This window comes from Gottfriedia solisilvae (assembly GCF_002128405.1).
GTDB lineage: Bacteria > Bacillota > Bacilli > Bacillales > Bacillaceae_G > Gottfriedia > Gottfriedia solisilvae.
Genome location: NZ_NETJ01000001.1, coordinates 335,453 through 349,226, shown reverse-complemented (window position 1 = coordinate 349,226; position 13,774 = coordinate 335,453). Strand labels below are relative to the sequence as shown.

Annotated in this window: 15 protein-coding genes and 1 other annotated feature; of the genes, 10 read left to right on the top strand and 5 right to left on the bottom strand. The window is 30.6% G+C overall.

What is annotated here, in order from left to right:
- Positions 1-2 precede the first annotated feature (2 nt).
- Positions 3-1,043, top strand: coding sequence for a low-specificity L-threonine aldolase (gene ltaE / locus CAB05_RS01645; protein ID WP_087998072.1), 1,041 nt, complete (start codon positions 3-5; stop codon positions 1,041-1,043).
- A 56-nt stretch (positions 1,044-1,099) separates the two neighbouring features.
- Here the strand turns inward: ltaE and CAB05_RS01640 are convergent, their stop codons facing one another.
- The gene (locus tag CAB05_RS01640) at positions 1,100-1,408 is read right to left on the bottom strand and encodes a hypothetical protein (protein ID WP_087998071.1); all 309 of its coding nucleotides are present in this window, start codon (positions 1,406-1,408) and stop codon (positions 1,100-1,102) included.
- Between the two features lie 541 nt (positions 1,409-1,949).
- Entirely contained in the window at positions 1,950-3,008 is a 1,059-nt protein-coding gene (locus tag CAB05_RS01630) for a DUF3900 domain-containing protein (RefSeq protein WP_087998069.1), read from the bottom strand.
- A gap of 275 nt (positions 3,009-3,283) precedes the next feature.
- Between CAB05_RS01630 and CAB05_RS01625 the strand changes: the two genes are divergently transcribed.
- Positions 3,284-4,204 (top strand): DMT family transporter, encoded by a 921-nt coding sequence (locus CAB05_RS01625; protein WP_087998068.1) that lies wholly within the window; start codon positions 3,284-3,286, stop codon positions 4,202-4,204.
- 72 nt (positions 4,205-4,276) lie between these two features.
- Positions 4,277-4,487: a binding site (T-box leader), on the top strand.
- A 140-nt stretch (positions 4,488-4,627) separates the two neighbouring features.
- Positions 4,628-6,061, top strand: coding sequence for a proline--tRNA ligase (gene proS / locus CAB05_RS01620; protein WP_087998067.1), 1,434 nt, complete (start codon positions 4,628-4,630; stop codon positions 6,059-6,061).
- 37 nt (positions 6,062-6,098) lie between these two features.
- Here proS and CAB05_RS21995 read toward each other — a convergent pair whose 3' ends face one another.
- Complete coding sequence (locus CAB05_RS21995; protein ID WP_158093156.1) at positions 6,099-6,251, bottom strand: hypothetical protein; 153 nt, start codon at positions 6,249-6,251, stop codon at positions 6,099-6,101.
- On the bottom strand, positions 6,248-7,501 hold the full coding sequence (locus CAB05_RS01615) for a helix-turn-helix domain-containing protein (RefSeq protein WP_087998066.1): 1,254 nt from the start codon (positions 7,499-7,501) through the stop codon (positions 6,248-6,250). Before CAB05_RS01615 ends, CAB05_RS21995 begins: the two co-directional genes overlap by 4 nt.
- Before the next feature lie 206 nt (positions 7,502-7,707).
- Here CAB05_RS01615 and CAB05_RS01610 point away from each other — a divergent pair, with 206 nt between their 5' ends.
- The 3 genes from CAB05_RS01610 (at position 7,708) to CAB05_RS01600 (ending at position 10,596) form a co-directional block, all read left to right on the top strand.
- Complete coding sequence (locus tag CAB05_RS01610) at positions 7,708-8,976, top strand: ATP-grasp domain-containing protein (RefSeq protein WP_158093155.1); 1,269 nt, start codon at positions 7,708-7,710, stop codon at positions 8,974-8,976.
- A gap of 466 nt (positions 8,977-9,442) precedes the next feature.
- Complete coding sequence (locus tag CAB05_RS01605; protein WP_087998064.1) at positions 9,443-10,072, top strand: hypothetical protein; 630 nt, start codon at positions 9,443-9,445, stop codon at positions 10,070-10,072.
- A 293-nt stretch (positions 10,073-10,365) separates the two neighbouring features.
- Positions 10,366-10,596, top strand: a complete 231-nt coding sequence (locus tag CAB05_RS01600) for an excisionase family DNA-binding protein (RefSeq protein ID WP_087998063.1) — start codon at positions 10,366-10,368, stop codon at positions 10,594-10,596.
- Between the two features lie 21 nt (positions 10,597-10,617).
- Here the strand turns inward: CAB05_RS01600 and CAB05_RS01595 are convergent, their stop codons facing one another.
- Positions 10,618-10,872: an alpha/beta-type small acid-soluble spore protein gene (locus CAB05_RS01595; protein ID WP_087998062.1), complete on the bottom strand. Its 255-nt coding sequence runs from the start codon at positions 10,870-10,872 to the stop codon at positions 10,618-10,620.
- 136 nt (positions 10,873-11,008) lie between these two features.
- Between CAB05_RS01595 and CAB05_RS01590 the strand changes: the two genes are divergently transcribed.
- From CAB05_RS01590 to CAB05_RS01575, 4 genes are all read left to right on the top strand, one after another.
- Positions 11,009-11,416, top strand: coding sequence for a cytosolic protein (locus tag CAB05_RS01590; protein WP_087998061.1), 408 nt, complete (start codon positions 11,009-11,011; stop codon positions 11,414-11,416).
- Positions 11,417-11,586: 170 nt separating this feature from the next.
- Entirely contained in the window at positions 11,587-12,516 is a 930-nt protein-coding gene (locus tag CAB05_RS01585) for a D-2-hydroxyacid dehydrogenase (RefSeq protein ID WP_087998060.1), read from the top strand.
- 74 nt (positions 12,517-12,590) lie between these two features.
- Positions 12,591-12,902 (top strand): MTH1187 family thiamine-binding protein, encoded by a 312-nt coding sequence (locus CAB05_RS01580; RefSeq protein WP_087998059.1) that lies wholly within the window; start codon positions 12,591-12,593, stop codon positions 12,900-12,902.
- A gap of 152 nt (positions 12,903-13,054) precedes the next feature.
- A complete protein-coding gene (locus CAB05_RS01575) occupies positions 13,055-13,669 on the top strand; it encodes a TetR/AcrR family transcriptional regulator (protein WP_087998058.1) in 615 nt (204 codons plus the stop codon).
- The last annotated feature ends 105 nt before the right edge of the window (positions 13,670-13,774 follow it).

Sequence of the window (13,774 nt, the reverse complement as noted above, 5' to 3'; positions counted from 1 at the left end):
ATATGAAATCACGTGTAATTGACTTAAGAAGTGATACGGTTTCACAACCTACTGATGAAATGAGACAGGCAATGTTTCATGCAGAGGTTGGAGATGATGTTTATGGTGATGATCCAACTGTTCAAAAACTAGAAATACTAGCGGCATCCATGATTGGTAAAGAGGCAGCACTTTTTGTCCCTAGTGGTACATTTGGAAATCAATTGGCTTTATTTACACATTGCGATCGTGGAACTGAGGTAATATTAGGTGAGGACTGTCATATATTCGAACATGAAGTAGGGGCGGCTTCAATTATTGCGGGTGTACATTTACGAACTCTTCAAACAGTTTCAGGTAAAATGGACCTTCAAAAAATAAAACAGTCAATTCGTCCTGAAGATTTGCATTTTCCCGAAACTTCTTTAATTTGTTTAGAAAATGCATACTCCAATGGTGGTGTAGTTGATATTGATTATATGCAAGAAGTATATTGTATTGCCAAAGAAAAAAATATACCAATCCATTTAGATGGTGCAAGAGTTTTTAATGCGGCAACATATTTGCGCACTGATGTGAAAGAAATCACCCAGTATAGTGACAGTGTAATGTTTTGTTTATCGAAAGGTTTATGTGCTCCAGTAGGGTCAATATTAGCAGGAAGTACTGAATTTATTGAAAAAGCGAAGAAAAAGCGAAAATTATTAGGCGGCGGGTGGAGACAATCTGGCTTTTTAGCTGCAGCTGGAATCATAGCGCTAGTGAAAATGACGACTAGACTACATGAAGATCATGAAAATGCTCTTTATTTAGCAAATGAATTAAAAGAAATTCCAGGCATTAAAGTAGATTCAACAAACAATCATATTAATTTAGTTTTCTTTCAAATTGAAAAAACGAATAGAACCCCAGAGGAAATCGAACAAATATTTAAAGAAAATGATATTACGATCTTTGCACCTGATGAAAATGGGAATATGAGATTTGCAACACATTACTGGGTTACGAAAGAAGATATTGATAAAGTCATTATGCTAATGCAAAGTATTTTAATAGATGAGTAAATAAAAACATAAAAAAAAGAGAGTATGTCACTCTCTTTTTTATAATTTTTAGTTTTCTAAAATCCATCGTCACTTGCAGCAAATGGTATGTTTAATCTTTGCTCAACTCGACGTAAACGTTGATTCAACCTATTTAAACGGAATGTATGACGCTCTGAAGTTTGTTGAAGTCGATTAACAGTTTGATTTAATTGATTTACACGTCTTTCTAATTCATTAACGCGTCTAGTAAGATTTTGAATTTGCTGTGGTTGTCTTTCTATATCATATTGATCTTCCCAAGTTGCATGTGAGTATTGATTATATTGAGGTTGTTGATAAACTGTCTGCTGATTATACGGATAGTAATTAGGATACTGATACATATAAAAGTCGCTCCTTCCTTTTTCGGTAATACAAAATACAATATGTAGGCAAAATGCGGAAGGAAACGGCTAATGCCTAAGCGAACTTTTCCTATTTTATATTAAAGAATTTTTTAAATATGCAGATGTTTAATAAAGTATTTTTAAAGGAAGTTATATTTAAGGAATTACAATAATTCATTTAGATTTGGTGGTGGAAATTATATTTTATATAAAACGTTATTTTAGCTGGTTATTTCAGAGTCAAAAAGAAATGGATGTAAGTTATTTAATATTATTTAGTATATTTTACTCACTTCTTCAAGTATTTAGTGAGAGGATATCTCCGATTTGGTATATTGATATTATTTTTATAATTATAAAAGTACTAGTTGGCATTACAATATTAAGAATAAGTCATGGTTATCTAGTAAAGTTATTAGGTAAATTAAATAAACCTGTGAGATTTAGATATTTTATATTAGTTATTTTTGTTTCATCTTTCATTGATACATTTATTAAATAAATTTAAAAAAGAGCCGATTAGGCTCTTTTCCTATTATTACTTTTGTTTAATTTTCTCGATCACATGATGAATTTCATCGGGTTTTAAAAATTCAATAGGGGAGAAGCCCTTTTCAAATTGTAGAGTATCGGCTTCTAACATAACAACATAGCGACCATTTACTTTTGCGATGTGTAAATTTTCTCCAAAGTCTGCTAGCATTCCTTTTATTGAAAAATGATCAGCCTTAAATGCTAATTCAATTTCAGGTGTATGTTCTACGATTTGTGCTGCCGCTTCTATAACTTCTTCGGAAGAGAAATGCTCCTGAATTTCTCGCTTAGGGCTTGCTGCCCAAACCTCCATTGCAGCTTCAAATTGTTGTCTTTCTTCGCTTTCTTCTTCAAATACCTCGTCGATTCGGTCATAAACCATCGTCATAACTTGTGATTTTACGATTTCTGGCATAGATTCAGCGTATGAAACAAATTTTAAGAAGTCCTCAAAATAACGAGCGTGTGATGCTTGATGAATTTTTAATTCACTTTCAGATAATAAACCTAATTCTTCCATGTATGGATATTGAATCGATTTCATATTTTTCGTTGTAATCGCCATTTCTACCGTTTTGATTAAAGTAGATTCATCTGAAATAGAAGCAACTTTTGGTTCAAAATCGCATTTTAATACAAAAACAATCGGATCATCGTAATACTTTCTTAATTTTGCTTGTATCACTAAGAACGCTCCACCACGAACTGCACTCGTATCTACATAATTAATAACTAATGTCTCATTGGCAGCCTTAAATTCTTCAGTAGTTTTTGCATGACGTATTCTTTGAAATAAATTATAATTCGGATTCGAATCTAGCGAATGATTTTCTTCTACGATAAAATGTCCTAATTTAGTCGGTACTGTATCATTTTTAGCGTGTCTTTCAACTTTTCGATTAACGATTCGAGCAAGCTCCCCGTCTAAAAAGCCTTTTAAGGCACTTTCTTCATACATATTCTCATCTATTGTTTGAAAATGTTTATAGCGTTTATCAGATTGATCTCCTTTACCTTCAACTGTTACTACATAAAATGATAGAAATGTTATTTCAAAATCCAATAAGATCACCTTTTTCTTTATTCTGTATTTAAGTATAGATAGGTGACTCACTTCAGTCAATGTGAAGATAGTGCGAATTTACATAAGTGAATTAACCTATTTGTAAAACAAACGAAATTTAATTCATTAAGACAAAAAGCCCTCACATTATGGTAAAATAGAGTATATAATTAATTGAGACGTCTATTTGCAATCATAATTACTGAGATGTGTTATGTCACATCTCTTTTTTCTGTAATTGGGGGAAGTAAGTCAAAGAAAAGGGGTATGAGAGATTGAAAATTGAAAGAATTGCTACCATTTCACTAATCATAGTAACACTACTCTGGGGGACAACATTTGTTGTCGTACAAAATGCAATTGAGTTTGTAGAACCGTTCACATTTAATGCATTTCGTTTCATCTTAGCAACTTTAATCCTATTACCTTTTCTATTAAGAAGAAAACAAAAGAATGGTATCACATTAAAACAGGTTCTTATCACTAGTGGAATAGGATTTATGTTGTTTTCTGGTTATTTACTACAAACTTTTGGACTTATTTATACAACATCTTCTAAATCAGGGTTTATTACAGGCTTATGTGTTGTATTAGTTCCAGTATTTTTATATGTATTTTATCGCGAACGTTCGAATTGGGCGACGGTTCTCGCATGTTTCATTGCTCTTTTTGGATTAAGCTTTTTAACATTAGGTAATCGTTTGTCAGTTAATATCGGTGATGTTTTAACACTTTTTGGTGCAATTGCATTTGCCATTCATATCATTCTAACTGGTAAATTTACAAAACAAATGGATGCACTAACATTTACAACGATTCAACTAGCAACAGTTGGTATTTTTAGTACAATCTCAGCATTTATCTTTGAACTTCCTAAAGCACCATTATCAAAGGATCTATTTACAAACTCAACATTTATATTCGCGGTAATCGTAACTGCTATTTTCTGTACAAGTATCGCGTTTTGGGTTCAAATGTTTGCACAAAAACATATCTCATCTACAAAAGCAGCACTTATTTTCATATTAGAACCTGTTTTTGCTGCTATTACTGCAGTAGTATTTGGAGGAGAAACTTTAACTTCTCATACACTAATTGGTGGAACATTTATTGTTGGTGGTATGTTATTATCTGAAATTCCGATGCCAAAACGAGCGAAAAATGTAAAAGAAGAAGCAATTTATAAAGAAATGTAGAAAAAAATGTAAAAATGGGTATTGACCTCATTGACAGATGTTTTAACTTAACGTATTATATTTTTAAATTAATAAACGACTTAGAAAAGGAATAGTAAGTTTAACAGCTTTTTTAGAGAGGGAATGGGTGGTGAAAATTCCTAAAGTATGTAAACTGAACCAGCCTTGGAGTCTCTGTACCGAACTAGAGTAGGCTACAGCGGTTTTCCCGTTAAAGATGTTAAGAGATTATGTAGCAATTTACATAATAAGTAGGGTGGTAACGCCATGGATGGTCCCTTTAGGTCATTCATGGCGTTTTTTATTTATCTTACTTATCATTTACATTTCTACATAATAATTAGGGTGGTAACGCCGAGAATGGTCCCTTTCGATTATTCTCGGTGTTTTTTTGTATAAAAAATTTGATAAGGGGTAGAAAACATGAGTACAAAAAAATTTGTAGAAGCGATTACAGATATGGATGTTGATTTTTCACAATGGTATACAGACATCGTAAAAAAAGCCGAATTAGTAGACTATTCAAGCGTAAAAGGGTGTATGATTTTAAGACCATACGGTTATGCGATATGGGAGAACATCCAAAAAGAATTAGATACACAATTTAAACAAACTGATCACGAAAATGTATATATGCCAATGTTTATACCAAAGTCATTATTACAAAAAGAGGCTGATCATGTCGAAGGTTTTGCACCAGAATTAGCTTGGGTTACACATGGTGGACATGATGAATTAGCAGAGCCACTTGCGGTTCGTCCAACCTCAGAAACATTATTTTGTGAACATTATTCGAAGGTCATTGAGAGCTATAATGATCTTCCAAAACTATATAACCAATGGTGTTCTGTGGTACGTTGGGAAAAGACAACAAGACCATTCTTAAGAACAACTGAGTTTTTATGGCAAGAAGGCCATACAGCTCATGCAACTGCTGAGGAAGCACAAGAAGAAACAATTCAAATGCTAAACGTTTATGCAGATTTCTTAGAAAACTTTTTAGCTATTCCAGTTATAAAAGGCCAAAAAACAGAAAAAGAAAAATTTGCAGGAGCAAAGGCAACATATACAATTGAGAGTTTAATGCATGACGGAAAAGCACTTCAAAGTGGTACATCACATAACTTTGGAGATGGATTTGCAAAAGCATTTAACATCCAATACACAGATAAAAATTCTAAAAGACAATATGTTCACCAAACTTCATGGGGGATGACTACTAGGGTAATCGGTGCACTGATCATGGTACATGGTGATAACAGTGGATTAGTTTTACCACCAAAAGTAGCACCAACACAAGTAATGGTTATTCCAATCGCACAACATAAAGATGGCGTAATAGAAAAAGCGAAAGAGCTACAAAAACGAATTTCCAAAGTTGCACGCGTGAAAATCGATATTTCTGATAAAATGCCAGGTTGGAAATTTAATGAATATGAAATGAAAGGGATCCCAGTTCGCGTTGAAATTGGACCAAAAGATATCGAAAAAAACCAAGCGGTAATAGTAAGAAGAGATACACGTGAAAAAATATTCGTATCATTAGATTCTTTAGAAGAAACAATCACAACAATATTAGAAGAAATCCAACAATCTTTATATGAAAAAGCACTAAAAAATCGAACTGAAAAAACATACAAAGCATCAACATTTAACGAACTAAAACAATTAAGCGATGACAAACAAGGCTTCATTAAAGCAATGTGGTGTAAAGATTTAGCATGTGAAGAAAAAATTAAAGAAGAGGCTGGCTTAACTTCAAGATGTATGCCATTTGAACAAGAGCAAATCGCTGAAGAGTGTGTATGCTGCGGTAAGAAAGCAGAAACAATGGTTTATTGGGGTAAGGCATATTAAAAAGAAAAAACACGAATCGATTGATTCGTGTTTTTTTTTATATTCCTGGTAAAACTTTATTACTTAATTGAATCATTTGAAATTCGCCAGAAGTTTCACTTAGAGAAACATCATTGGAAGTAGTTTCTTGAGATGTAAAGTTTAGAGTTACGATAAGAATTAAGCCAAATACTACTAATAGTTTTTTCATTTTTTTTCATCTCCCAATACTAAATTTATAGAATAACTCTTAATAAAGTTAAGAATTTTATCCCCATCTTTTTGTGATACATAAAAATCTTTGAGGTCTTTTAAATAATGATTAAAGTAATTCGTATGAGAAATCTCATTTAAATAAGGTAGTAAGGTATTTTCTAAGAAACTAAAATATTGTTCCTCATTCCCCGCAAGCTTTAATTCATATAACTCAAATAAATACTCATATTGATATAAATTTGCTTTTTTAGCCTCGTTTTTTCCTTCAATAATTAGTTCTAAAAGAGAAGTTCTTTCAATTAAACTTCCATCGAATAAGCATCTCATATAACCGAATTTTGAGGTTATTAAATTATAATAAGAACCAGGCTTAAGTTCCATTGCAAGTAAATACATTTGACTAGATCTCTCAAAAAATCCTCTAAAATATAATTGGTATGCAAAGTTGTGAACTAATAAGTGTTTACGATTATTATCCTTCAACTTGTCAGCTATATCGATTAAATTTTCATATCTGTCATTTATTTCTGAAAAATCTAACTGATTTTCTTCCTCTAATAACATTAAAATAATCGATTCAGTATCGAGTACTCTTTCGTAGTTGTTTGTTTTAACAAAAAACTCTTTAGCTTTATGACAATGATAGTAAGCTGAAATGTATGCTTCAGAATAGTAATACGCCATTGCAAGATGATAGTGGATTTCTTGATTGTAATAAGATTCCAAAGACACATTCTTTAAGAATTTTATTGATTTATGTAGTTCGTTAGTCTGAATATAATATATACCAAGTACGTGATTAAGTAAATCTTCTTCAGGTTGGGGTATTTTTTCAATTTTTTTTAATTTAGAAAATAGTATTTTTTTACTATCTTCAATTTTATTTATTAATAACAAATACCTGGCTTTTAATAAATTATATCTGATAAACAATGGGATAATAAAATCAAAATCTACTATTTCTATTTCAAATATTAGCTCCTCAATTTTTTCTAAATCTTGAAAAATAAGCTGTTTTTGCAAGGATTCTATCAATTTTTGGACATTATTTAGCTTCTTAACTTCTTCATCAATATCAAATCCCATTCGAGCGCAAAGTAGGGAAATAGTTTCATCAGAAACTTCAGTAAGACCTCTTTCAATTTTACTTAAATGAGTCTTCGAACAGATTCCATGACCAAGTTCTTCTTGTGTGAGTCCTTTTTTTTGACGAAAATATTGAATAATTGATCCTTTATCGAACATATATTCCACTCCAAAACCCCAATTTACAGAAATTTAATTCTATTTTAGTCTAATTATTAATAAAAGTCATGAGCTATTTGTATATTTTTCTACAAAAATATCGTTTTTTCGTCAATATTCATAATATTTTGGGTTGAAACGTATATAAATAGATTAATATGATTAAATATTCAGTATCTAATTTGTTTTACGAAGGAGGATTTTTAATGGAAAATTTAGTCGAAGCAAAAAAACATATACTAATAATAGGTACATCTAATTATTCCTCTAAATTAAGTGAGATACAATCTACTATTCGAACAAGTGTAATTTGTAGGGCATCTGAGTTACCGTTTTTACATAGAGCACATTGTCATGAGTCAATTATTGTGATGAAGGATGATTCAACCCCAGAAATGTGGATAGAATATGCAAAGAATCTTCATAGTTTAAATCCAATTCACCATGTTTCCTCATTTGAAGAATTAGATCAAGATAAAGCATGTGCAATTGCATCAGCACTTAATATTCAATTTCATCAGCCAAGCACAATTGATTGGGTAAATAATAAATATAAAATGAGAAAAAGATTAGAGGCTTTACAGTTTGAAGAGATCCCTTGTGAACTTATCCAATCTGTAGAGGAAATTAAAACATTTGCTAGTAAGGTAGGTTATCCATTAATCTTAAAGCCTTCAAAAGGGAAAGCAAGTACAGGTATTTCCGTTATTTATACGGAAGACGACATAGAGGAAGCAATGGTGTTTTCTGAATCAGCTGCAGCTCCTCGTCTTGATTATTCGACTCTAATGGTAGAACCCCTTTTAGTTGGACAAGAATTTAGCGTTGAGGTAATTTCGGAAAATGGTGAACATTTTATGATTGGTATTGTAGAAAAGCATGTAGACCAAGATAGCAAAGTTGAGATTGGTCATGTTTTTCCAGCGGATTTACCAATTCATATCGAAAATAAAATTAAGGAATATACATTTAAATTTTTAGATGCATTAAATATTGAATATGGTATTACACACACAGATATCATTTATACCATTGATGGTCCTAAAATCATTGAAACACAATTAAGACCACCTAGTGATAAATTGCCAGAATTAATCTATGATTCTATAGGAATTGATTGCATTCAATATTTAGTGGAACAAGAAGCAGGAATATCAATAAAAGAAAAGTTAGTGAATCACTTAGATTCAGTGAATGAGGAAAGGAAAACATCGGCAATTTGGTATTCTTTTGTTAATTTTGATGGAGTCCTTGAAACGATTCAAAATAAAGACGAAATTAAAAATATGGAAGGGGTTGCTGAATTTAGTCAGCTCATTTCAGATGGAATTCATGTTAGTAAATTGAAAAGCTCCTATTCTAGAATCGCCTTTGTTAGAACTATTCATTCTCACGCAGATCAGGCCTTACTTACTGCTCAAAAAGCCATTAAGAATCTATTAATGTTTTTAAGTGTTCGAGGCATCGTCCGTTAAAAGATAAAACTAATTAAAATCCGTGGATATATTTTAATAAGCTTTCTAGAAAAGTCTTATCTATTTAATATAGGTAAGGCTTTTCATTTATTGTTATACAAAAAATGATCATTTTAGGAGTTTTTATAAACCTAGCAAATAAGTAAGTTCAACACGCTTAGGAGCTGATTGATTAATTAGCTCCTTTATCAGTATTTGGTTAAAGAGTATATAAATTTCTTATGCAAATAACGCATGAAACATTTAAAATCGTGAGCTGCTAAAATGCAGCTTTTTTTTGTTTTGAGGAATGCAAAAATTGAGGATTAATCTGATGAGATTTAGCAACAAAGTAATTTATTTACTCTAAGCTTTTTTTACTGTTTCTAAGTAAATTGAATAGTTTTGTCTAGTTTAAATAAAAGACCTAATAATAAATACAGATGTTATAATTTAGTTACATCTAGTAGTAAATCACGGAGGCTTTATGAAAAAAACTATATTTATTATCTCACTGTTTATCGGTGCTTTTTGTTTAGGTCTATATGATGCACCATCTTATGTATTTGGAATCTTTTATGCTGGAGTTTTTCTCTCATTTTTTTGGACTATATATTATCCGTTTTATTTTTCAAAAAACCTAACAAGTATTGAACGTTATCTAAGCAAACAATCCAAAAAATCAATCCTTTATTTTCTTTACTCAGTTACAAACCATATGCACGATGAGATCGAACAGTCGTATCATTATATAATGAAGAAGCAAATGAACCCCTCAAAAAAAGCCATTTATCAAGTTGTTTACGGCTTTGCAAAAAAAGATATGCAACTTGTTAAGGAAAGAATTGATTTCATTAAAGTACCTGAGTGGAATTCATATTACAAAACACTTCTATATATTGAAGAAAATGAATTAGAGAAAGCAAAAGTAACAAAAGCTTCAATGCGATCACAGAAATTTAAAAATGTACTTGAGTTCGAACTATTACTGAAGGAAAACAAACTTGAAGAAGCGAAAACATTATTATCTCATTTAATTTCAAATTCAAGAGGTTATCACTATTACATGTTATCAAAGCGATATGAAGAAACATTTAAGACGAAAGAAATAGTATAATCATGCTAAAAGGGACGGTATATCTGTCTCTTTTTATTTAAATAGAAAGAGAGGATGGCGAATAAAAGAATCCCTTGAATCATTTAATATAGTCGATTAGAAAAATATCTCTAATAATAAAACTAAATGATAACTTGCTAAACAAGTAAAAAAGACATTGGTATTTCTATATTCAATGTCTTTTCCTTTAGTACATATGATAGATTTTCTCTGTTATTTGTACCGTTATATTCATGTTAACAAGTCAATTTATGGTAAAATAAAGTGAACACTGTTTTAAAAGGAGAATTCCAATGTATTTAACAATTGAAGAAACTGCAGAATATTTATCTCTTGATGTAGCTTATATTAAACAATTAATTCAAGCCAAGAAAATAAGAGCAGTTCATGATGGTGAACAATTTTTAATTTATAAAGAACAATTTAATAATCATTTAGATCAAGTAGAAAAAATGAAAAAAATGATTGCAGATTATTATAACGAACCAATACCTGAAGATCCAGATATTAAAGATGAAGACTAATGATTTAAGAAAGTATCAATCTTATTGTTTCTTATTTAAATTTTCTTGAGCCATTCTGACTAACTCTTTAACCATGTTTCCACCAATTCGGCCACCAACTTTGCCGTTTTGTTCGGAAGTTAGATTACCGTTATAACCATTAACTAAAGGAACCCCAACTTCTTTGGCAGCTTCAAATTTAGCATTTTCAGGACTAGTTGTATTCATTACTTTAGCTTTTAGTGAATCTAGTGCTTTTCTTGATTCTGGCACTAAAATTTTATTTCTTCTACTCATATTCGTTCACTCCTTTTTTTATATTTTGCCCTTTATTCATTTTTAAACTTGTGGAAATAATTACTAGTAAAAAGGGTATGTTACATATAGAAGGCTTTAAAATATATAAATTTGTGTACATAAGGAGATAAAAAAAATGAAATCATTTAATGTAACTTTTCACAAAGAAGACAATGTAGACAATATGCAAATCCAAAAACTGAATGATGAAGAATACCATAGTGCAACTGTAGGTGGCACTAGACATTTATTTGAAATCGATACAAATATTGGCTTTTTTGTGTTTTTTGATGCAGAAGATAAAGATGGCAATGTATCACACTTACTTCTTCAGTTTGAAGAAGAAGAAGAGGAGCCAGTAGCTTGTTATTCGTTTGCAATGAAGGATTATTATGAATTTATGGCACTTTATTTAAATGATTTAGAATTCATTGATGAAACAGAAGATCAAGAAGAAGTTGAACTAGAAGAGTCAAATTCTATACATCATTTAGTACATTTATTATTCCACATCATAGAAGAAGGTAATGATTTAGAAGTATAATAATACATATCAATGAATATACTTCCAAAAAATACCGGGTTTGTATATTCAAATTAGTATATTTATCCAGTAAAAGAACTCTTTTCCATAAAAGGGTTCTTTTTTTATTCTTTTCAAAAAATTATGTTAAAATTAACAATAAGTAAAAAGAGAGAGAAGGAGTTGGCGAAATGGAAATACAAAAAATATTGGTAACGAGTAAATTACATCATAAATTAAAGACGTTAATAGAATCTTTTGATATACCAAAAGAGTTTCGTTTTTTACCTGAAGATCAGGTTTCGAAAGAAGACTATGAATGGGCTGATACATTTGTTGGATTTAGACCAACTCCTAACTTTGAATTTGGAAATATTAAATGGGTTCACTCTTTAGCAGCTGGTGTTGATAGTTTTATGAAACTAGACTGGAATAAAGATTTATTACTTACTCGAACGATTGATGTTTTTGGTCCGAAAATGAGTCAGTATTGTTTAAGTTACATATTACAAGATGCTCAATTACATGAACAGTTTTCTAATCTACAAAGAGAACGTAAATGGGAGTTTCATATACCTAAATCATTAGAAGAACAAAAAGTTGTCATTTATGGTACAGGTGAAATTGGTGGATATATTGGGAAAACATTATCCTCTTTAGGTATGAAAGTGTATGGTGTATCGATGAGTGGGGAACAAAAACCATATTTTGAAAAAGTTGTGACTTTACATAATGCTCATACGATTTTAGATCAAACGGATTGGGTAATTGGAGTTCTTCCATCTACTAATGAAACACAAAGTATCATAAATGAATCTACTTTTATGAATTTAAATGGAGTGGGATTCATTAATGTTGGAAGAGGAGCTACAGTATCTGATGTTGATCTATTGAATGCCTTACAGAGTGGAAATGTAAGAAAGGCTATTTTAGATGTTTTTAGTATTGAACCATTACCAACATCATCAGAATTATGGGAAATGCCGAATGTAACAATTACGCCACATATTTCAGCGGTAACACTCCCAATCGATGGTGTAAAATGTTTTGTTGATACATTATCAAAACTAGAAAATGGAGAGGCTGTAAAAAATAAAGTCGTCATTGATAAAGGTTATTAATTTTTCCATTTTTATCAAATCATGGTAATATATGAATGCATCAAGATGTTTACCCTGAAAGGAGATAGAAGAAAATGGCAATTATAGATGTTTCGATTGTTCCTATTGGCACAGAAACGCCAAGTGTTAGTGCTTATGTGGCAAATATTCATAAGGTTTTAGAAAAGTATAATGGTGAGGTTAAATATCAATTAACTCCGATGAATACGATTATTGAAGGAGATTTACCATTGCTTCTTCAAGTTGTTCAAGAGATGCATGAAGTACCTTTTGAAAATGGTATTTCACGAGTTGCTACTACAATCCGAATCGATGATCGAAGAGACAAAAAGAGTACAATGGAAGGTAAGTTAGCATCTGTACAAGCTAAACTTGATCAAAATTAATCAAAAAAGTGACTTTACAACCTAAATTTGTAAAGTCACTTTTTTAGATTAAATTATTCTAATAAATTTGACCTATTGAAAATTAAAGTATGAACCGTTAAACTAAACTAAATAGTCAGTTTAATTCATAAAAATGTAAGGAGCTAGATTTAATGCCTAAGGTTTCTGATGATTACAAAGAACGCAAAAGAGAAAGTTTATTAGAAAGCGCCTTAAAATGCTTTGGAGAGAAAGGCTTCCATTCAACAACAATGGATGATATAGTTGCATATTCTAAAACAAGTAAAGGTCTTATTTATAACTATTTTAAGAGTAAAGAAGAACTATATTTAGAATTAATGCAAGAACGTACAAAACTTACATTTGAAAGAATTAATGAGCATTTTAAAAACTGTGAAACGGCAACTGAAAAAATGAGAGAGCTTTTCAAGATGTATCGTGAAATAACTCTGACTGAAGAATGGCGTCATTTAATTCGAGTGCACATGGAGTTTTGGATCAATTCTGCAAGGCATGAAAATCTTCAGAACATTATGCTTGATCGATATAAAAAACAATATTTACAATTTATGAATGAAATTATAGAACAAGGTAAGAAATCAGGAGAATTTAAAAAAGAAATCCAAGCTGAACTTGTTTCCAGCATTTTTTGGGCATATATCGATGGAATTTGTCTCCATTATTCAGTTGTTGAAGAAGATGAATTGTATAAGCAACAATTTAAACAAACTGAAGAAATGATTATGAACTATATATTAACGAAATAAGTAATATTTAGGTAGTGAAGTTTTAACTTTGCTACCTAAAAAATAAAATAAAGAAAACTGAAAATTTAGTATGTTAAAATTTATTATTTGACATACAATGTTTAT